The sequence below is a fragment of the Streptomyces laurentii genome (assembly GCF_040635425.1).
Lineage (GTDB): Bacteria > Actinomycetota > Actinomycetes > Streptomycetales > Streptomycetaceae > Streptomyces > Streptomyces laurentii.
The window spans coordinates 164747-184845 of record NZ_JBEYHT010000001.1; the positions used below are offsets into that span (position 1 = coordinate 164747).

Annotated in this window: 14 protein-coding genes; 11 read left to right on the forward strand and 3 right to left on the reverse strand. The window is 74.8% G+C overall.

Going from position 1 to position 20099, the window contains the following annotated elements; genetic code table 11:
• Positions 1-357: 357 nt before the first annotated feature.
• The 3 genes from ABZ693_RS00810 to ABZ693_RS00820 all read left to right on the forward strand — a co-directional run bounded on the left by ABZ693_RS00810 (position 358) and on the right by ABZ693_RS00820 (position 4274).
• Entirely contained in the window at positions 358-1566 is a 1209-nt protein-coding gene (locus tag ABZ693_RS00810) for an NAD(P)-dependent malic enzyme (protein ID WP_359871828.1), read from the forward strand.
• Between the two features lie 208 nt (positions 1567-1774).
• A complete protein-coding gene (locus tag ABZ693_RS00815; RefSeq protein WP_359871830.1) occupies positions 1775-2740 on the forward strand; it encodes a zinc-binding dehydrogenase in 966 nt (321 codons plus the stop codon).
• A gap of 19 nt (positions 2741-2759) precedes the next feature.
• The gene (locus tag ABZ693_RS00820; protein WP_435842312.1) at positions 2760-4274 is read left to right on the forward strand and encodes a cellulase family glycosylhydrolase; all 1515 of its coding nucleotides are present in this window, start codon (positions 2760-2762) and stop codon (positions 4272-4274) included.
• A gap of 212 nt (positions 4275-4486) precedes the next feature.
• Here ABZ693_RS00820 and ABZ693_RS00825 read toward each other — a convergent pair whose 3' ends face one another.
• Both ABZ693_RS00825 and ABZ693_RS00830 read right to left on the reverse strand, forming a co-directional pair.
• Entirely contained in the window at positions 4487-5389 is a 903-nt protein-coding gene (locus ABZ693_RS00825) for a PadR family transcriptional regulator (protein WP_359871834.1), read from the reverse strand.
• Between the two features lies 1 nt (position 5390).
• Positions 5391-6266, reverse strand: coding sequence for a DUF4097 family beta strand repeat-containing protein (locus tag ABZ693_RS00830; protein ID WP_359871836.1), 876 nt, complete (start codon positions 6264-6266; stop codon positions 5391-5393).
• A gap of 245 nt (positions 6267-6511) precedes the next feature.
• On the opposite strand from ABZ693_RS00830, the gene ABZ693_RS00835 reads away from it, so the two are divergent.
• The gene (locus ABZ693_RS00835; RefSeq protein ID WP_359871838.1) at positions 6512-7330 is read left to right on the forward strand and encodes a hypothetical protein; all 819 of its coding nucleotides are present in this window, start codon (positions 6512-6514) and stop codon (positions 7328-7330) included.
• 105 nt (positions 7331-7435) lie between these two features.
• Here ABZ693_RS00835 and ABZ693_RS00840 read toward each other — a convergent pair whose 3' ends face one another.
• Complete coding sequence (locus tag ABZ693_RS00840) at positions 7436-7621, reverse strand: DUF6104 family protein (RefSeq protein ID WP_010061466.1); 186 nt, start codon at positions 7619-7621, stop codon at positions 7436-7438.
• 104 nt (positions 7622-7725) lie between these two features.
• Between ABZ693_RS00840 and ABZ693_RS00845 the strand changes: the two genes are divergently transcribed.
• From ABZ693_RS00845 to fxsT, 7 genes are all read left to right on the forward strand, one after another.
• The gene (locus ABZ693_RS00845) at positions 7726-8211 is read left to right on the forward strand and encodes a CU044_2847 family protein (protein WP_359871841.1); all 486 of its coding nucleotides are present in this window, start codon (positions 7726-7728) and stop codon (positions 8209-8211) included.
• The gene (locus tag ABZ693_RS00850) at positions 8208-10517 is read left to right on the forward strand and encodes a VMAP-C domain-containing protein (RefSeq protein WP_359871843.1); all 2310 of its coding nucleotides are present in this window, start codon (positions 8208-8210) and stop codon (positions 10515-10517) included. The genes ABZ693_RS00845 and ABZ693_RS00850 overlap by 4 nt, the downstream gene beginning before the upstream one ends.
• A 173-nt stretch (positions 10518-10690) precedes the next feature.
• On the forward strand, positions 10691-11698 hold the full coding sequence (locus tag ABZ693_RS00855; RefSeq protein WP_359871845.1) for an AAA family ATPase: 1008 nt from the start codon (positions 10691-10693) through the stop codon (positions 11696-11698).
• 6 nt (positions 11699-11704) lie between these two features.
• Positions 11705-14980, forward strand: coding sequence for an SAV_2336 N-terminal domain-related protein (locus ABZ693_RS00860; protein ID WP_359871847.1), 3276 nt, complete (start codon positions 11705-11707; stop codon positions 14978-14980).
• Between the two features lie 148 nt (positions 14981-15128).
• Entirely contained in the window at positions 15129-15416 is a 288-nt protein-coding gene (locus ABZ693_RS00865) for a hypothetical protein (RefSeq protein ID WP_359871849.1), read from the forward strand.
• Between the two features lie 183 nt (positions 15417-15599).
• Positions 15600-16946 carry an aKG-HExxH-type peptide beta-hydroxylase gene (locus tag ABZ693_RS00870; protein ID WP_359871851.1) on the forward strand — a complete coding sequence of 449 codons (1347 nt, stop codon included), beginning with the start codon at positions 15600-15602 and terminating at the stop codon, positions 16944-16946.
• Between the two features lie 55 nt (positions 16947-17001).
• Positions 17002-20028: an FxSxx-COOH system tetratricopeptide repeat protein gene (gene fxsT, locus ABZ693_RS00875; protein WP_359871853.1), complete on the forward strand. Its 3027-nt coding sequence runs from the start codon at positions 17002-17004 to the stop codon at positions 20026-20028.
• Positions 20029-20099 lie beyond the last annotated feature (71 nt).

Genomic DNA, 20099 nt, shown 5'->3' on the forward strand with positions numbered 1-20099 from the left:
AACCTTCTTCGGAGGGTCGCGGGTCACACCGCAAATTCTCCTGCCTATCTCGCTATTCGGACGAGAAGAACACCGTTATTCGGGTCGGGAAAGCACCTATCCGGACATCCGGTGACGTGTCGAACTCCATCCGTGTGTGGCTGCGCTCGGTATGAGCCACGTCACCGAGGCACTATGAACTCGTGCACGGGCCGGTCCGTCCGGTAAGAAGGATCCTCACACCCCTCATCCGGGGCTCAGGGCGCGTTGTGCGGCGCGCCCGCGCGGCTGCCCCACACGGCGGCCGCGGGACCCGCCCACCCCTCCTCAAGAAGGAGTGGCCACCCTCAAATGAAGAAGACTTAAGGGGTCATCCCAATGGCAGCGGAGATCGTCAATCATCGCAGCGAGAGCGGCACGGAAGGGGCTTCCGAGCCCTTCGATCCGGCCTTCGCGCTGCACCGCGGGGGCAAGATGGCCATTACGGCCACGGTGCCGCTGCGGGACAAGGACGACCTGTCCCTCGCGTACACGCCCGGCGTCGCCAAGGTGTGCACGGCAATCGCGGAGCAGCCCGACCTGGTCAACGACTACACCTGGAAGTCCCAGGTCGTGGCCGTCGTGACCGACGGTACGGCGGTGCTCGGCCTCGGCGACATCGGCCCGGAAGCCTCCCTCCCGGTCATGGAGGGGAAGGCCATCCTCTTCAAGCAGTTCGGCGGCGTGGACGCGGTGCCGATCGCGCTCGCCACCACCGACGTCGACGAGATCGTCGAGACCGTCGTCCGGCTCGCCCCCTCCTTCGGCGGCGTGAACCTGGAGGACATCTCGGCCCCCCGGTGCTTCGAGATCGAGCGCAAGCTCCAGGAGCGCCTCGACATCCCCGTCTTCCACGACGACCAGCACGGCACCGCGATCGTCTCCCTCGCCGCCCTGCGCAACGCGGCGAAGCTGACCGGCCGGACCCTCGGCGACCTGCGCGCGGTGATCTCCGGCGCCGGCGCCGCCGGTGTGGCCATCACGAAGTTCCTGCTGTCGGCCGGGATCGGCGACATCGCCGTGGCCGACCGCCGGGGCGTCGTCAGCCGCGACCGCGACGACCTCACCGAGGTCAAGCGCGAGATCGCCGAACTCACCAACAAGGCGGGCCTGTCCGGCTCCCTGGAGAGCGCCATGGCCGGCGCCGACGTCTTCATCGGCGTCTCCGGCGGCACGGTCTCCGAGGAGGCGGTCGCGGCCATGGCGCCGAACGCCTTCGTGTTCGCCATGGCCAACCCGAACCCCGAGGTGCACCCGGACGTCGCGCACAAGTACGCGGCGGTCGTGGCCACCGGCCGTTCGGACTACCCGAACCAGATCAACAACGTCCTCGCCTTCCCCGGCCTCTTCGCCGGCGCGCTCCAGGTCCGGGCCTCCCGGATCACCGAGGGCATGAAGATCGCCGCGGCCGACGCGATCGCGGGCGTCGTCGGCGACGACCTGGCCGCCGACTGCGTCATCCCGTCGCCGTTCGACGAGCGGGTCGCCCCGGCCGTCGCGGCCGCGGTCGCCGCCGCCGCGCGCGCGGAGGGCGTCGCCCGCCGCTGACCCGGCACCGCTCCCCAGGGCCCCGTACGGTTCCGCCGAACCGTACGGGGCCCTCGCGTCCGTCCGGGGGCCCGCGTGAGCGGGGGCGTGGGGGCGAGCCCAGGTGACCGTGCGGGTGAGGGCCGGTGCGGGGGTGTGAAGCCGTGGGACACGCGTCACATGGGCGCGTGGTTACGCGATCTCCCCGGCGCCGCCTAGGGTCGGGCCCATGTTCGCTGCCTACGCTGCCCGAATCGACCGCGACCAGCCCCTGAACGGCCTCGAACTGGGCGAACGCCCCGAGCCCGCGAGCCGGCCCGGCTGGACCACCGTCACCGTCAAGGCCGCCTCGCTCAACCACCACGACCTGTGGTCGCTGCGCGGGGTCGGACTGACCGAGGACAAGCTGCCGATGATCCTCGGCTGCGACGCCGCCGGCATCGACGAGCACGGCCACGAGGTCGTCCTGCACTCCGTCATCGGCCAGACCGGTCACGGGGTCGGCCCCGACGAGAAGCGCTCCATTCTGACCGAGCACTACCAGGGCACCTTCGCCGAACGGGTCACCGTCCCGGCCTGGAACGTGCTGCCCAAGCCCAAGGAGCTCTCCTTCGAGGAGGCCGCCTGTCTGCCGACGGCCTGGCTCACCGCCTACCGGATGCTCTTCACCAACGCCGGGGTGCGGCCCGGCGATTCGGTCCTCGTGCAGGGTGCCGGCGGCGGTGTCGCCACCGCGGCGATCGTCCTTGGCAAGGCGGCCGGACTGCGGGTCTTCGCCACCAGCCGGGACGAGGCCAAGCGCAAGCGGGCCGTCGAACTCGGCGCGGTCGAGGCGGTCGAGCCCGGGGCGCGGCTGCCGCAGAAGATGGACGCGGTCATCGAGACGGTCGGCGCCGCCACCTGGTCGCACTCCATCAAGTCGCTGCGGCCCGGCGGCACCGTCGTCATCTCCGGCGCCACCAGCGGCGACCGGCCCTCGCACGCCGAGCTGACCCGGATCTTCTTCCTGGAGCTGAAGATCGTCGGTTCGACGATGGGCTCCAAGGACGAGCTGGCGGACCTGCTGTCCTTCTGCGCCGCCACCGGCGTGCGTCCGGTGATCGACCAGGTGCTGCCGCTCGACCGGGCGCGCGAGGGCTTCGAGCGGATGGCCACCGGCGACCTCTTCGGAAAGATCGTGCTGACGACCTCTTGATGACCCGTCAGTAATACTGATGGGATCTCCGGCACCCGCACCTCGTCCCCACCCCCGTGCCGGAGGTCCCATCGTGTTGCGAACCACCTTGGCGGCAACCGCCGTTGCCGCAGCCCTGATCGCCCCCACCACCGCCCACGCCCAGGCCACGAGCGCCCGACCCGGGGGCACCACGGCCACCGGCGTGGCCCCGAGGCCCGGCGGCGGGCAGCCCGGCCGGCCCGGTCCCGGGGTCGCGGGCATACCCGCCCTCACGGACGCCCAGGGCCGTGTCCTGACCCTGCGCGGCTGGAACGTCGGTGACAAGGCCAACCAGGGTGACCAGGCCCTCTCCGCGATCACCGAGAAGCACTTCCGCGACATGCGCGCGAAGGGCTTCGACTTCGCCCGGCTCCTGGTCTTCTGGGACGACCTGGAGCCCCGGCCCGGCCAGTACAGCAAGAACTACCTCCGCAAGATCGAACGCGTTCTGGACTGGGCCCGGAAGTACGACGTCAAGGTCCTCCTCGACGCGCATCAGGACGTCTTCGGGCCCGCCTTCGGGCACCGGGGCATCCCGGAGTGGGCCACCCGGACCGACGGCCTGCCCTTCACCCCGCACCCCGACGACTGGTTCGCCGAGTACTTCGAACCGGCCGTGCAGCGTGCCTTCACCCATCTCTACGAGGACCCGGACCTGCGACGCGCCCAGGCCCGGATGTGGCGGACGCTCGCGGACCGCTTCGGCGACCACCCCGCCGTCCTCGGCTACGACCTGATCAACGAGCCCATGGGTGAGCTCAAGGAGGGCGAGGACCTGCCCACCGCCGCCCGCCGGATCGAACGCGACCAGCTCACCCCGATGTACAACCGCCTCGCGGACGCGATCCGTTCGGCCGACCGGGACGGCTGGGTGTTCGTCGAACCGACGCCGATCGTCGGCGAGGGCGTGCCGACCGGGCTCGGCCGGATCGACGACCCGAAGATCGTCTACGCCCCGCACTTCTACAACGCCGGCATGGAGGCCGGCGCCGACTACGACCCGGCGGCAGGCTGGCTCGAGGCCTACGAGCAGGCCGTCACCCGGTATCCGAAGGAGTACAAGGTCCCCGTGGTGGTGGGGGAGTGGGGGCCCCTCAACAACTCCCTGCCGAACATGAACCGCTTCTACCGGGAGGCGATGGCCTCGCTCGGCCGCTACAGCTCCGGCTGGGCGGGCTGGGAGTGGTGCTACGGCGGCGGCTACTGCGCGGTGGACGACGCCGGGGCCTTCCGTACGAACAAGGAGCTGACCGCCGAGCCGTACGCCGAGGCCGTCGCCGGAACGGTCCGCTCCACCGCGTACGATCCCGCGGCGGGCCTCTACCGACTGGAATACGACGCCGGCCGGCGCGGCTCCCGGGTCACCGAAATCTCCCTGCCCCCGGGCGCGTGGCAGGTCACGGCCCGGGGACAGGCCGCCGTGGTGCGCCCTGCCAAGAACCGCAACCGCGCCCTGGTCATCGCCGCCCCCGGCGCCCGCGTGACCGTGACGGTGAAGGCCGGACGCGGCTGACCCCAGCGACGGGGGCAGGCAGGAACGGCGCGGGCAGGGGCCGGGGCTCGCGGCCCGGTGCCACCCGGCCCGGCGCCACCCGCCTCGGTCGGCCCGGCCTGGGGCCGCCCGGGTCCGCGCCGGGATCACCCCGGCCGGGTCCCGGGCGCCTCGCCTGCTCGACACCCCGTGCCCTGAGGCCGACGGCCGGGCGGCCCCCGGCCCTGCCGGGGTCAGCTCTTTCTGCGGTCCGGGCTCAGCAGCGACAGGATGCTCTCCGCCGCCGTCCCCAGGTGGCGGCGGGCCTCCGCCGCCTGCTCGCGGCTCACGCCGTGGTCCCGGGCCGCGTCGCGGATGTCGTCGCGGAAGCGGTCGAGGAGACGGTCCAGCTCACGGGCCGGTTCGGCCGACTGCTCCAGGTCCTGGGCCCAGTCGGAGACGGCCTCCTCGGGGGAGCCGGGCCGGCTGCCGGCCGGTCCGTGGGCCGCGCCCGTGACCAGGTCGCCGAGCTGGGCCGTGATGCCCGAGACGTCCTCCCAGACGCCCTTGGGCCATTCCCCGCGGGTCATCCGGTCCAGCACCTGCTCCTGGAACTGCACCTGGACCTGCTTGGCCATCCGCTGGAACTCCTTGGCCTGGTGCTTGGCCGACTGGGCCTCGGCGCGCGCCTGGCGGGCCTGCTCCTTCCATTCCTGCTTGGCCTTGCGCAGATCGTCCTTGGCGTCGGAGAGCGACGAGGAACCGGCGGTGCGGGACGCGCTCGCCGCCGCCCGCATCTCGTTGCGCAGCTTGCCGGCGGCGCCCCGCACGTCGTCGCGGATCTCCGCGGCGAGTTCGGACACGGACTCGCGGATCTCCACTTCGAGATCGGCCAGCTCGCCGACCCGCGCCGCCAGCTCGGCGCGTCCGGCGTCGGTGATCGAGTAGACCTTGCGGCCGCCCTCGGTGGCGTGGGTGACCAGGCCCTCGGCCTCCAGCTTGGCGAGCCGCGGGTAGACCGTGCCCGCCGAGGGGGCGTAGAGGCCCTGGAAGCGCTCCTCCAGGAGGCGGATCACCTCGTATCCGTGCCGGGGGGCCTCGTCGAGGAGCTTGAGCAGGTAGAGGCGCAGACGGCCGTGGGCGAAGACGGGAGGCATGTCAGAGGACCTTTCCGGACGCGGGGGAGGGAGCGGACCAGTCGTCGCCCTCCGGCTCGGGCTCGGGGCGGCGCAGCAGGGCTATCGAGCCGGTGACCGTGGTCGCCTTGAGGGTGCCGCGGCCGGACCCCAAGGTGCCGGTGATGGTCTTGGTGCCCCACTGGCCGCCGACCCGCAGGTCCTCGAACGCGTTGGAGAGGGAGCCGCTGGTGGTGCTCGCCTCGACCCGGGCGTCCGCCGGGTGCGGCAGCCGGATGGCCACCTCGCCGGAGACGCTGGCGAGCCGGATGTCGGCGGGCGGCCCGTCGAGGCCCATGGCCGGGTCGAGATCGACCACCAGATCGCCGCTGACCGTCTCGGCGCGCACGGCGGCGCCCGCGCCCTCGACCACGGTCACGTCGCCGGTCACCGAGGTGATCTGGAGGTCGCCGGTGACGGACTGGGCCTCCAGGGCCCCCGAGACGGTCTCGGCGCGCACCGGGCCGGCCAGGCCCACCAGCGTGGTGTCGCCGGTGACGCCGCGCACCGCCGTACTCCCGGTGATGCCGGAGACCACGGTCTCGGCGCCGACCGCCCCCACCTCCACGTCCGTGCCCGCCGGCACGGCGAGGGAGACGACGACCCGGCGGCGGTGGCCCTTGGGGTCGAGCCACTTGAGGAGGCCCTTCCAGTGAAGGTCCTCGTAGCTCACGGTGAGGACGGAATCCTCCTCGGAGACGATGAGCGGCGGGCCCTCGATCTCGGAGATCTGCAGGCGGGCGGAACTCTCGTCGGTCCCCACCACGTTCACCACACCGTTGACGATTCTGACCTGGACCCGGCGCACGGGGCCGGTCGGCGTGATCTTCATGGGCTCGGTGACGGACCACTCTGGCATGGTGCTGACCTCCCGTGTGAGGGCCGGTGCCGCCGGCCGGCGATCCCGGCGGCGACCGAGACGCAACATATCGCGTCTCCGATAGACACGATATATCGCGGCCAGGTCAAGTCAACCCTGATTCACCCCTGAGAGGGAGCTCCGGGTTCGTCAGGGGTGGCGGGGCGGGAGCTCGGGGTGGGCGGGTGTGTCGCGGTCTGGTGCATGTGCCGTCGTACCGGGATAAATTGACCTAGCGTGGGGGCATGAACGCGACTTCGGGATCCCGCCCCGTCGGGGCGCTGCTGCTCTGCCGTGCCGAGCCGTCGGCGGTCCGCCCGCCGGCCGAGCTGCTGACGGAACAGCTGCTCCTCGCCCCCGCCGGACCCGAGTGGAGCGTTCTCGTCCCGGAGGGAAGGCCCTGGCTCGACGACGGCGAACCCGTCGAGCGGGTCGTCACCGGCTGGTCCACCGCGCTGGCCGTCGCCGTTCCCGGCCGGCCCGTCCTCGCGCTGTGGTGGGACCCCGACCGGGCCGGTTTCACGCTCGCCACGGGCTTCCGCCGCACCGTCGGCTACACCTGGCTGGCCGACGGCACCCCGGTCGGCGAGGACGAGGCCGTGCACACCTTCGCCGACCGTCTCGGGCTCGACCCGGTGCTCGACGTCCAGGCCCTGGAACCCCTCACCCGGTCCGACCCGGACGCCGACGCCGTCACCCGGCTCGTCGGCCTCACCGCCGTCCTGGCCCGCGTCGGACTCGTGCTGCCCGGCGGCGTCACCCCCGGCGCGAGCGCCGACCGGCTGCGTGCCGCCGCCCGCGCCCACGGCGCCGAACTCGTCGCCGGGACCGGCTGGCGCGAGGCCGTGAGGGCGGAACTGGAAGCGGTGGAGGAGGGCCCGTACGGCTCGTATCTCCGCGGCCCCCGGGCCCGCCTCCTCGGCGCGGCCCAGCTCGCGGCCGGGGTGCCGCTGCTCGGCTGGGGCCTCGCCCGCCGCAGCGGCGGCTGGGCGACCGCCGGCGCGCTCCTCGTCGCCCATGGGGCGCTCGGGATCCTCTACGACCGGTTCCGGGCCACCCGCTGAGGGCCGGGGCCCTCGACGACGCCCTGTGTCCGGCGTCCGACGTCCCGAAGCGCCGGTTCGTACGCCGCGCCGGGACTACGCGGCCCGATGCGGCCCGCCCGGCCCCTACTCGTCCTCGTCGTCCTCGTCGTCGAGGCGCGCCAGCCAGGTCGCGAGGCGCTCGACCGGCACCTCGAAGTCGGGGTTGAGGTCGACGAACGTACGCAGCTGCTCGGCGAGCCACTCGAAGGTGACCTCCTCCTCGCCGCGCCGCTTCTCCAGTTCCTCGATGCCACGGTCGGTGAAGTACATGCGATCAGAATAAGCCGGGCCGCGGACACGGCCCGCTTCCCCTGTTCCTCTCCGGCGGCACGGTCTAGCCTCGTTCATCATCGTTTCGGGGAGCGGGGGCCGCTGTGACGCATGGGATCGCTCGTATTCGGCTGGACGACGGCACGTCCGTCTGGGCCCGGGTCAGCGGGACGGAGGAACTGGACCGGGGCACCGGCTTCCAGGACACCGGTTTCGGCGACCGGGTCGTGTCGATGGCCGGAGGCCTGACCGACGTGGTGCGCGGGGTGGTCGGTTCGCTGCGCGCCGGACTGACCCCGGAGGGGCCGGTCGAGGTCGCCGTCAGCTTCGGCATCGAACTCTCGGCGCAGGCCGGCAAGGTGATCGGGGTCCTCGCCGACGGCGGTGGCACGGCGTCGGTCAACGTGTCCCTCACCTGGACCGAACCCGGCCGCCGGGCCGCGGCCGAAGCCGCCGAAGCCGCCGCGGCCGCCGCGGGCACCCCACCGGGTACCACCGGAGCCGGAAACGGAACCGGAATCGGGACCGGAGCGGGCTCCGCGCTCCCCGCGCCCGCGGACTCGCCGGAGAACGGCCCCGGGGCCGTATGAGCGCCTTCGACGCGCTCGTGCGCCCCTCGCTCGTACGCATCGCCGCGCCCGACGCCGGGTATGACCCGCACGGCGACCCGTACTGGGGCACGGGCTACTTCATCGCCCCCGGCTGGGTTCTGACCTGTGCCCATGTCGTGGCCAAGGGGGGTAGTGCGGTGTGGCGGAGCGAGCCGGCCCTCGGCATCACCTGGGCGGGTGGCCGGACCACCGGCCGGGTCGTGCTGGCCAAGCCGCGCCCCGCGACTCCCGAGACGGAGCCCGCCTCCTGGAGCTTCCCCGATCTCGCGCTGGTACGGGTCGAGGGCGCCGAGGACGCCGTCTGCGTCCGGCTCAGCGAGCGCCCGCCCGCCACTCCCACCGCGATCCGGCTGTACGGCTGGTCGCACCGGACCGGCGAGCCGGCCGTCCTGTCCCTGAGCGGCGAGGTGCGCGGCTCCGAGGGCAAGGCCCTGCTGCTGGACGCGGTGCCCACCGAGGGCTGTTCCGGCGGTCCCGTCGTCGACCTCGGCCGCGGCACCGTCATCGGCGTCGTCAAGGGCCGCGCCCGGGACGGGCAGGGACCGGCCCAGGGTGCCGCCACGTCGCTCACCTCGCTGCGCGAGCTGTACGACGTGCCCGGCGGCGAGGTGCTGCACGAGGTGCTGCGCGCCCACGACGGATTCCACCTCGCCCAGCACCGTTCCCTCGCGTCTCGCACCACCTGGACCGCCGTCCAGCGGGACCTGTGGGCCGGCACCGGCATCAGCCCCGCGCTGCGCGTCCAGCTGTACGGGCGGCTCGCCGCGCTGCCGTCGCCCACCGGCCCCGGCGAGGTCATGGATCTCGTCGACCGGGTCAAGCGCCGGGTCCTGCACCCCGACTACCAGGCGGTGCTCGAGAACGACGTCCGGACCTGGCGCGACGGTGTCGGCCTGCTCCGCGAACTGCACGCGGGCGACCGGCGGACCGGGGATCCGCTCGGGGACGCGCGCGAGGGTGGCTCCTGGGGCGGCGGCCCGCGGCAGAGCGACGCGTCGTCCCTCTACGCGCGCGAGGAGGGACCCGGGGGCTCCGCGGACGGCGGACGCGACGCCGTCCTGCTGTACGCGGCACACGTCGTCCGGCATGTCGCCGAGCGGTACGGGCCCGGCCCCGTACCGGGCGCCGTCGGCCTCGCGGACTGGATTCGCGAAGAGGCATATGCCGTGCATCCCGCCGTACGCGAGGACATCGCCGCCCTCCTCGACCCCGAAGCGCCGCGCGCCGGCGCACGCCCGGGGCAGGAAGCGGGCGCGCGGGCCGACGTCCGGATCGAGATCGACACCGTCCCCTGGGCCACCCCGCGACGCTACGCCTGGCGGGTCATGCTCCAGTTCGACGGCCGCACCATCAGCCCCCTGCGCGGCGACGACGGGGGCGTGCCCCGCGAGCGGCTGCGCGAGACCCTGCGCGGCCCGCTCACCGAGGCGCTCGCCCTCGGGGACAGCGGCGGCCACCTGGCCCGCGTCGAAGTGGTGCTGCCGCGCGAGCTGTTCGACGAACCCTTCGACACCTGGCGGCTCGCGCCCGACGACGAGCCGTTCGGCGAGCGCTCCCTGCCGCTCGGCCAGCGGCGCGCCGTCGTCCTGCGCGACCGGTACCGCAGCCACCATCCGCCCTCCCCGGAGTGGAGCGTGCGCTGGCGCGGCACCAAGGACGGGCCCCTGCGGGCCGTGCCGCTGCGCGAGGAGGTCCTCACCCCGGGCGCCGAGGGGCACGGCCGGCAGCTGCGCCGGGAGAGCCGGACGGCGGCGTTCGTACGCCTCGACGCGGCCGACGGCGGCAGCGTGCCCGTCTACTGCGGCCCGGTCGCGGCCGGCGACGGGCAGCGCGCCATGGAGGCCGCGCTGGCCGCCGGGCACCCGATCGCGCTGTGGCGGCGCTCGGCCGGCGATCACGCCGACTGCGCCGAGTTCCACAAGCAGGCCGACGCGTTCCTGCGGGAGGCCGGGCGCGCCGAGGACCTGCACCGGCCGGTGCGCACGCTGCGCCTGCTGACCGGGGACACCGAGGCCGACCCCCAGGACCGGTCCGAGCACGCCTGGGCCGAGGAGCTCGCGGTCCTCTACGACCCGCCCGACCGGCCGCCGTTCGACGCCCCGCTCCTCGGACCGCTTGTGCTGGACGACGCCGGTGAGACGCGAGGGGCCGGTGGGACGTACACCGGCGGCGAGGCGTACGGGACCGGCGAGGCGTACGGGGGTGCCAGGGCCAACGGGTACGGGAGCAACGGCCACGGCGGCGCCCGGGCGGCCCCCGACGAGACGCGCGCGAGGCGCGCATGAGGCCCGCATGAGGCGCGAGGACGGCGCGTGCGCGGCGCGCATGAGGCGCTTGTGAAGCGCGCAACATCCCTACGAACGGGCCGGTTTGGGCGTCGGCATACCGGTCCCGTGAGCGGTACCGTCGAAAGACCCGGCGCGCACCCCACCGTGTCACGAGCCAGGAGGGTTCAGGCGTGAACGATTGGCGGATCTACCGCGGGGCCGGCCATCCGCACGACGAGGTGCGGCGCCTGCCGCCGCCCCCGCCCTGGCGGGACTTCTCCTCCGGCGGCCCGGACGACACGCTCGCCGGCTCCGACCGGCGGCTCGGGGTGCGCCGCCGCCTCGTCCAGAACCACCACCCCCGGCCCGCCGAGACCGACGCCGTCAACGCGGCCCTCTATCTGCGCCGTCCGCTGCTGGTCACCGGCAACCCCGGCACCGGAAAGTCCACCCTCGCGCACGCGGTCGCGCACGAACTCGGCCTCGGCCGGGTGCTGCGCTGGCCCATCGTCAGCCGCTCCACGCTCCAGGACGGGCTCTACCGCTACGACGCGATCGGCCGGCTCCAGGACGTGCAGCTGGAGCGGGCCCGCGCCGACGCCGACGGCACGGCCGCGAGCCCGGCCGGCATCGGCTCGTACCTGCGGCTCGGACCGCTCGGCACCGCCCTGCTGCCCTCCGAACTGCCCCGCGTGCTGCTCATCGACGAACTCGACAAGAGCGACCTCGACCTGCCCAACGACCTCCTGAACGCGCTGGAGGAGGGCGAGTTCGCGATCCCCGAACTGGAGCGGCTCGCCGACCGCGAACCGGTCGTCGACGTGCTCACCGATGACGGGCGCAAGGTGCCCGTGCGCGAGGGACGGATCCGCTGCACCACCTTCCCGTTCATCGTGCTCACCTCCAACGGCGAGCGGGACTTCCCGGCCGCCCTGCTGCGCCGCTGCATCCGGCTGGAGCTCGAACCGCCCGGCGAGGAGCAGCTCGGCGCGATGATCGAGGCCCATCTGGGGTCCGAGGCGGCCGCGGCCGAACCCGGTCTCGTCGCCCGCTTCCTCGACCGCGAACCCGGCGAGGTCATCGCCACCGACCAGCTGCTCAACGCCCTCTACCTGACCCGGCACGCCCCGCGTACCGAGCGGGTCACCCGGGAACGCATCGCGGACATGCTCATGCAGCCGCTCGACCAGCCGAGGTGATCGTGGATGGACCGCCCGACGCGGCTGGCGGAACTCACCCGCAGACTCCGGGCCGCCGGGCAGGACCTGACGGCCGAGGAGATCGCGGACGCCGTCTGGCTCGCCCAGTGGCTGCCGTCCCCCGGCCCTGACGCGGGAGGGGCGGACGAGCCCGCCGGGACCGCCCCGGCCGGCCCGCTCGCCCCTCCCGGCCTCCCCGGTCCCCGCGACCCCCGTGAGGGGTCCGGTCCGGGCGGCCTCCACGGCTCGGACAACGGCCACCACCCCCACGACCCCGTACCGGACCGTCGGGATCCGGCCACCCTGGACGACCCGGCCACCGTCCCGCCGCCCCGGCGCGCGGAGTCCGTCGACCTCCGTCTGCCCGGGGACGTACGCGCGCGTACGGGCGGCGGCGGGGGCGCGGGCCTCGGCGCCGTGCTGCCCGTCCGCGCGCCCGGCGCCAACGCGCTGCCCGGCCTGCTCGGTCTGCAGAAGGCGCTCCGTCCGCTGCGCCGTTACGCCACCGGGCTGCCCGCCCGGCCCGGCGAGGGACGACTGGACGAGGAGGCCACCGCCGAGCACAGCGCCGCCTCCGGCATCCTCACCCCGGTCCTGCGCCCCGCCGCCGGCCGCCGCCCCGACATCCAGCTGCTCATGGACACCGGGCCCGCGATGGTCGTGTGGCAGCGGATGGTCGAGGAACTGCGCCAGGCCTGCCAGCAGTCCGGCGCCTTCCGCGACGTCCAGGTCCACCGGCTGTACGACACCGGCGAGGGCCCGCCGCTCGTCACCACCACCTCGGACCCCGAGGGCCGCCCCCGGCTGCGCCCCGCCGACCAGCTGCACGACCCCACCGGCCGCCGCCTCACTCTGCTCGTCAGCGACTGCGTCGGGCCGCTGTGGCAGCGCGGCGCGGCCCAGCGGCTCGTCCACCAGTGGCCCCGGCACGCGCCGCTCGCGCTGATCCAGCCGCTGCCGCCGCGGCTGTGGTCCCGTACGGCGCTGCGGGTCGAGCCCGGCACGCTGCTGCGGCCCGCCACGCCCGGCGGCCAGGTGCGCTTCGAGCCCGACGAGGAGGAGTGGGAGCCGGTCGCCGTCGACCGGCGGGCGGTGCCCGTGCTGACGCCCACGCCCGAGGCGTTCGCGTCCTGGGCCCGGCTGCTCACCGGGCATGGCGGGGGCGCCGTCCGCGGCTGGGCCGCGCGGGTCGGCCCGTTGCCGGTGAGCCCGTACCCGGCGGGACCGTTCGCCTCGACCGGCCCGGCGGCGGTCGGCCCGGCGGTCGGCCCGGCTGGGGTCGGCGGCGCGCCCGCCATGCCCGCCGGCGCCGCCCGGCGCACGGACGACGAACTCCTGCGCGCCTTCCGCGCCGGAGCCTCCCCCGGCGCGGTCCGGCTCGCGGTCCACCTCGCCGCCGCCCCGCTCGCCCTGCCCGTGATGCAGCTCGTGCAGCGCGCGATGCTCCCCGACACCGGCCCCATGGAGCTGGCCGAGGTCCTGCTCAGCGGCCTGCTGCGGCGGCTTCCCGGGGCCACCCCGTACCCCTGCTTCAGCTATCCGCCGGCCGTGCAGGAGCACCTCCTCGGCTCGCTCGACCGGGGCGCCGCCGCGCTGGTGCTCAAGCACTGCTCCGAGTTCGTCGAACGCCATTTCGGACAGGGCACCCGCAATTTCCCCGCCCTCGCCGCCGCCCGGCTCGCCGGGCACACCCCCGACGCCGCCGATCCCACCGACCCCGCCGGCGGTCCGGCCGCCGGGCCGGGGGAGGAGCACGAGCAGCCGGCCGGCGCCGCCTCGGAGCTGTTCGCCCGCATCCCCGCGCGCGTCCTGCGCTTCTACCAGCCCGACCTGGTCACCCCCGAACCGCTCGCCGCCGCCCGCCGCCTGTTCGCCCAGTGGCGCGGCCAGTCCGACCCGTCCCTGCTCGCCACCGCCCGCGAGATGGCCGAGGCCGCGCTGAGCGGCGACGCGGCGGGGACCGACGGCGCCCCCGTCCGCCCCGAGGAGGCCGCCGGGGCCCGGCTGGTGCTCGGGCAGGTGCTGTACGCGCAGGCCGGCACCGCCGCCGTACGCGACCGGGGGCAGCGCCAGGACCTGCTCACCCGGGCCCTCGGCGAACTCGCCCTCGCCGCGCGCGCCGCCCCGCCCGGCAGCCCCGACTGGGCCGAGGCCCGGCTCGAACAGGCCGCCACCCTGCACGCGTTGTGGCGGCACACCGGGGACGCCGCCCGCCTCGCCGCCGCCCTCGACGCGCTCGCCGGAGACGCGGCCGAGTGGCCCGAGAGCCACCGGCCCGCCCTGTTCGTGCGGCGCGGCCGACTGCTCCTCGCCCGCGGCGAAGGCCCCGGCGCCGCGGCCGCGTTCACCGCCGCCCTCGCCGTCCGCGAGACCGGCCCGCTGCTGCTCGACCTCGCCGACGCCCTCCACCTCGCCGGGGACGCGGCCGCCGAAGCCGGCGCTCTCGACCGGGCCGCGCCCCTGCTCGGCGACTCCACCGCGCTCCGGCTGCGCTGGACCACCGCCCGGGCCCGGCTGTACGACACCACCGGCGACGGGCCCGCCGCCGACGCCGCGTACGAGCGGGCCACCCTGCTCACTCCGGCCGACGGCGAACAGCGCGGCCTGCTCCTGCTCACCTGGGGCGAGTCCCTGCTGCGCCGCGCCGCCGCCGGCACCGGCACGGCCCCCGTCGACCGCGCCGAGTCCGTGCTGCGCGAGGCCCTCACCTGTCTGCCCGCCGACACCGCGGACCGCGCCCGGGCCCGCGTGCTCATCGGCAGCGTCCTCGCGCTCCGCTTCGACCGGGCCGGGTTCCTGCCCGACCTGTACGAGAGCCGCCACCTCCTCCAGCAGGCCGCCCGTGCCGCCCGCACCCCCGCGGAGCGGGCCGAGGTGTGGCTGCAACTGGGCTGGGTACGGCTCCGGTTGGCCGAGACCGGCTGGGACGAGGGGCCCGACCAGGCCCTCCTCGCCTACCGGCGCGCCGCCGAGGACGCCCGTACCGCCCACGGCGACACCCCCGGCACCGTCACCCTGGCCCGCGCGCTGCACTCCGAGGGCGCCGTCCTGCGGCTCACGGGCCGCCACGCCCGGGCCGCCGACGCCCTGCGCGCCGCCGCCGAACAATGGCGCCGGCTCGACGGCGCGCTCGTGCCGGTCGACCAGGCCGACATCGCCCGTACCCGGGCCCTCCTCGCCGAGACGGAGTCCGGCCCTGGCCCGCTGCCCGGCCGCGTCCCACCCGAGGAACGACGCCGGATCGCCCCGCCGTGGTGGCCCTGGCAGGAGGCGTCCGCATAGCGGCCAGGCCGACGTCGACGGAACGGCTCGATAACGGGGGCGTGAATGGGTGCAGTTGAGGCGAACGGGTTTCTGGCTCCACCGCGTCGGGAAGAACCGCTGCGCCACTACGGCCGTGGGGGACGAGGTCGGTGAGGAGGATCCGAGGGTGTTGGAGCACGTGGAGCCGGTGGCCGGGGACGGCCAGGACACCGGACGGACGGCCCCGAACCCGCCGGGCCTCCCCGAACCGCCCGGCCTGCTCGACCTGCTCGAAGCGGTCGAGCCACCCGGCCCCTCGGAGCTGCACGGACTGGCCGGCCTCGCCACCGCCGACCTGCGGACCCTGCGGCTCCTGGACCATCCCGCTCTGCTGGCACGGGCCGCGCGGCTGCTCGACTGTCCCGCCGACCTCGCCGAGTCCTGGGCCGGAGCCAGCGGTGACGGCCTTCGCTGAAGCCCGCCGGACCCCCGACGACCGGCGGTTTCCGGCCAGATTCGGGCGCCGGCCGGGTGCGGCGGCCGCCCGGGGAGCGCGTACGCGATACGCGCCGGGCGCGCTACGTACGGCGTGCGCGCCCCTGACACCCCGTACGGGACACGCGCCCCGCACGCCCGCCGAGGCCGCCCGGGGCCGGACATGACCTCCGCGCCGCTCAGCGACACCACCCTCACCCGGCTGGCCCGGACCCGCCCCGACCCCGCCGGTACGCCGTACCTGGGCGCCGCCCTCCGCGCCCGCCGGCGCCTGCTCCTCAAGGCCCTGCGCCTGCGCGTCGACCGGGGCCGCGACGGGCCGCGCCCCGAGCCGTACGCGCGCTTCGACACCTCCTGGGCGCTGCTGGAGCGCGCCGAACGGGACCACCCCGGCGCCGTCCGCGCCCTCGTCGACTACCCCACGACCGGGACCTGGCTGGCCGCCGTCCTCTCCGCCCCCGAGGGACCGGACTTCGAAGCGCTGCTCGCGCACTGGGACACCCTCGCCGTGGCGGCGGCGCTGCGCGCCCGCTGCCCGTTCGACCGGGAGATCGCCACCCCGGGCGGCGTGCTCGCGCTGACCGGCGCCGGACGGCTGCGGACCGGAGCCGAACGCACCCGGATCCACTACGACGGCGGCCGGACCGTCCGGATCGGCCCGGCCGGCGCCCCGCTCCGGCGCGCCTTCCCGTACGTCCTGCTGGTCACCGCCGGACCGGCGCCCGCCCGGCTGCGCGGCACCGGACCCCAGTGGAGCCCCCTGCGCGCCCTGCCCGGCGGGCGCGCCGTCCTCGACGACCTCGACCCCTACCGGGTCCCGCCCGACGGCACCGGCCTGGCCGGCCATCGCGCCGCCGGGCACAGCGCCGACGCCTATCCGGTCTGGGCGGCCCGCTGGCAGGAGGCCCGCGCCCTGCTGGCCCGTACCGACCCCGACCGGGGCCGGGAGATCACCCGCGCGGTCCGCCTCCTCGTCCCCGTGACTCCCGGCACCCCCGCCCCGGCGACCGCCCGCGCCCAGGCCCCCGGCTCCGTCCCCGGTTCCGTACCCGCCCGGCACTTCGGCGCCACCCTCGCCGCCGCGCCCGGCGCCGTCCTCACCACCCTGCCCGCGAGCCCACGGGAGCTGGCCGAGACCCTCGTGCACGAGGTGCACCACGGCAAACTCGCCGCCCTGCACGCCCTCGCCCCGCTCTACCGCCCCGGCGGCCGTGCCGTGTACCGGGTCGGCTGGCGGGCCGACGAACGGCCGGTCTCCGGCGTCTACCAGGGTGCCTACGCCCATCTCGCGCTCACCGATCTCTGGCGCCGGGCGGCCGAGGGGGACGGGCTGCCGGCCGGCTGGCGGACCCTCGCGGGGCAGCAGTTCGAGCGATTCCACGATCAGGTGGGCGAAGCCCTGGGGATCCTGCTTCAATCCGATCAACTCACCGACTCCGGGCGCGAGTTCGCCGAGCGGATGCGGACGCACCACGTGAGTCTCGGCGCCACGCGAGGCGCCCGTAGGTGACACTGTGAACGCGCCCCATGACCCAGCGTGGCGCATGAACGACGAGGGAGCACACATGGCGGAACAGGGGCGGTCGGGCGGCGGGGCCGTCGCGGACCGGGGTGGTACGACGGCACCCGAACACGTCCTGGTGGTCTTCCCGGGCTATCACCGCCCCTGGGCCACCTGGATCGCGCAGCGCCTGGAGTCGTACGGCATCCGGGTCACCCAGCAGCGCTGGGACCCGCCCCGCGAAGTCCCCCTCGAAGACTCCCTCGGCGACCTGCTGCTCGCCCGCGGCCAGGTCCTCCTCGTCCTCAACGACTGGTTCTTCGAACTCGGCCCGCGCCCCGCCGGTGAGTGGAACGACGTGCTGCGCGGCTTCGTCGCCGCCCACGCCGACCGCTTCGCCGCCGTCAACCTCACCAACCGGCCGCTGCTGCCCGCCACCGCCGTCCTCGAACCCGTCAGCCTCTGGGGCGCCGGCGAGGACGAGGCGGAGGCCCGGGTGCTCAGCCGCCTCGGCATCGACCCGCGCCGGGCCGGCGGCCGCCGCGCCGCCCCCGGCTCCGTCGTCCGCTACCCCGACACTCCGCCCGAGATCTGGGGCGAGGTCCCACGCCGCAACCGCCGCTTCACCGGCCGCGACGACCTCCTCACCGAACTCCAGCAGCGCCTCATGGACGCCGACCGCGGCAACGCCGCCTGCACCCTCCTCGGCATGTCCGGCATCGGCAAGACCCAGATCGCCGCCGAGTACGCCCACCGCTTCAGCCCCGACTACGACATCATCTGGTGGGTCAGCTCCGACGACCGCAACATCCAGCGCGACCGCCTCGGCGGCCTCGCCGTCGCCCTCGAACTGCCCGTCGGCAACGAACCCGGCGAACGCATCCGCGCCGTCCGCGAGGCCCTGCGCCGCGGCACCCCGCACTCCCGCTGGCTGATCGTCTTCGACGGCTGGGACGACACCGACGGCATCGACGTGATGCTCCCGCAGGGCCCCGGCCACGTCCTCGTCACCTCCCGCAACCGCGCCTGGGCCGACCACACCGACGTCGTCGAGGTCCCCAGCTTCGACCGCGCCGAGTCCACCGCCTACCTCATGCGCCGTGCCCCGCACCTCACCGCGCTCGAAGCCGACGAGGTGGCCGCCGAGTTCGGCGACGTACCCCTGCCGCTCGTCCAGGCCGCCGCCTGGCTCGGCGAGTCCGGCATGGAGGTCGACGAGTACCTGCGGATGGTGCGCGAGGGACGGCTCACCACCATGGACGAGCCCACCGGCGACGGCTTCCCGCACGCCTCCCTCACCTCCTGGTCGATACTGATCAACCGGCTCCGGCGGGCCCAGCCGCAGGCCGTCGAGATCCTCAGCCTGTGCGCCTCCTTCGCCCCCGGACGCATCCCCCTCGGCCTCGTCCGCACCCATCCCCAGGCCGACCTGCCCGAGGATCTCCGCTGGATGGCCACCGACCTCGCCGCCTGGACCCGGGCCCTGGACACCCTGGTCAACTACTCCGTCCTCACCCGTGACAGCCGCGGTGTCGCCAGTACGGAGACGGGCCCCCACCAGGAATCCGTCCACATGCACCGGCTCGTCCACGACATCGTCTCCCGGCTCACCGACGGAGAGCAGCGCGAAGCCCACCGCCGGGCCGTGCGTACGCTGATCGCCGAGGCCGACCCCGGCGACCCCATGGACAGCCGGCACTGGCCTCAGTACGCCGAGCTGCTGCCGCACCTCGCCCCCTCGGGCGCGCTCGCCAGCCGCAACCCGCGCGTGCAGAACGCCATCCTCAACTGCCTGCGCTACTGCTACCGCAGCGGCGAGTACACGGCCGGCACCCGGCTCGCGGAGCTGATCCGCGCCGAGTGGAGCGACTTCATGGACCCGCTCGCCCAGCCGATGCTCGACCTCACCACGCAGGAGAGCAACATCCTGCGCTCCAGCGGCCGGTTCCGCGAGGCCCACGCCCTCGACCGGGCCCTGCTCGACCGGCTCGGCCGCGCGACGCCCCGCAACGAGCTCGGCGAACTCTTCTGCAACAGCAACGTCGCCGCCAACCTGCGCTATCTCGGCCAGTACCGGGACGCCGAGGTCCTGCAGCGCGAGGTCCTGGAGTCCGCCCAGGCGCTCCTCGGCGACGCCGAGTTCGTCACGCTCGTCGCCCGCCACAACCTCGGCGTGGTCCTCCGCCTCCTCGGCCGCTACCAGGAGGCGTACGAACTCGACATCGACACCCTCGCCCAGCGCGAGACGGTCCTGCGCACCCGCCACATCAACACGCTCAACTCCGTCAACGCCCTCGTCCACGACCTCTTCACGCTCGGCCGCTACCGCGACGCCCTGGTACGCCAGGAGGCCAACGTCCGGATGCACGTCCAGGTCCTCGGCGCGCAGCATCCGCAGACCCTCTCCGCCCGCGCCCAGCTCGCCCTGTGCCGGCGCCGCGAGGGCGGCTTCCAGCAGGACATCGGCCAGCAGATGGAGAGCCTGCTGGAACAGATCGAGCAGGTGCACGGCCGGAGCCACTACGTGACCCTGTCGTTCATCACCAACTACGCCAGCTATCTGCGCGAACACGGCGACTTGAACAAGGCCCGCGACCTGACCGAGGAAGCCGAGGCCGCGTACCGCACCCTCCTCGGCCCGGTGCACCCCGTCTCGACGGGCATGCTCACCAACATCGGCCTCGTCATGCAGGCCTCCGGCGAACGGTCCGACGCGCTCGCGCTCCTCGAAGCCTCCCTCGCCGGGCTCACCTCCTCCCTCGGCGCCGATCACCCCTGGGTGCTCGGCTGCGCCCTCAACACGGCCGCCGCCCGCAACTTCAACGGGCGCGTCGCCGACGCCACGGAGCTGAGCCGGGAGACGCTGCGCCGGGCCCGCCATACGCTCGGCAACGAGCACCCGCTCACCCTGTCCGCGCAGATCGCGCTCGCCGCCGACCTGCGCGGACTGCGCGAGGTGGAGGAGGCCGGCAAGGTCGAGGCGGACGCCCTGAGCACCCTCACCCGGACGCTCGGCGCCCAGCACCCGCACACGCTGTCCGCCCGCCAGCGCAACCGCCCGTACTGGGACTTCGAGGCCTTCCTCGTCTGACCCGGGCCCGGAAGGGCCCGCGCGGACACGCCGGAGGCCCGGCACCCTTCTCGGGTGCCGGGCCTCCGTAC

Excerpts from the sequence above, each read along its gene's own strand:
- ABZ693_RS00860 (WP_359871847.1), top strand. The coding sequence starts at position 11,705 with ATGGACCGCCCGACGCGGCTGGCGGAACTCACCCGCAGACTCCGGGCC.
- ABZ693_RS00820 (WP_435842312.1), top strand. The coding sequence starts at position 2,760 with ATGGGATCTCCGGCACCCGCACCTCGTCCCCACCCCCGTGCCGGAGGT.
- fxsT (WP_359871853.1), top strand. The coding sequence starts at position 17,002 with ATGGCGGAACAGGGGCGGTCGGGCGGCGGGGCCGTCGCGGACCGGGGT.
- ABZ693_RS00825 (WP_359871834.1), bottom strand. The coding sequence starts at position 5,389 with ATGCCTCCCGTCTTCGCCCACGGCCGTCTGCGCCTCTACCTGCTCAAG.
- ABZ693_RS00840 (WP_010061466.1), bottom strand. The coding sequence starts at position 7,621 with ATGTACTTCACCGACCGTGGCATCGAGGAACTGGAGAAGCGGCGCGGC.
- ABZ693_RS00830 (WP_359871836.1), bottom strand. The coding sequence starts at position 6,266 with ATGCCAGAGTGGTCCGTCACCGAGCCCATGAAGATCACGCCGACCGGC.
- ABZ693_RS00835 (WP_359871838.1), top strand. The coding sequence starts at position 6,512 with ATGAACGCGACTTCGGGATCCCGCCCCGTCGGGGCGCTGCTGCTCTGC.
- ABZ693_RS00810 (WP_359871828.1), top strand. The coding sequence starts at position 358 with ATGGCAGCGGAGATCGTCAATCATCGCAGCGAGAGCGGCACGGAAGGG.
- ABZ693_RS00815 (WP_359871830.1), top strand. The coding sequence starts at position 1,775 with ATGTTCGCTGCCTACGCTGCCCGAATCGACCGCGACCAGCCCCTGAAC.
- ABZ693_RS00850 (WP_359871843.1), top strand. The coding sequence starts at position 8,208 with ATGAGCGCCTTCGACGCGCTCGTGCGCCCCTCGCTCGTACGCATCGCC.
- ABZ693_RS00870 (WP_359871851.1), top strand. The coding sequence starts at position 15,600 with ATGACCTCCGCGCCGCTCAGCGACACCACCCTCACCCGGCTGGCCCGG.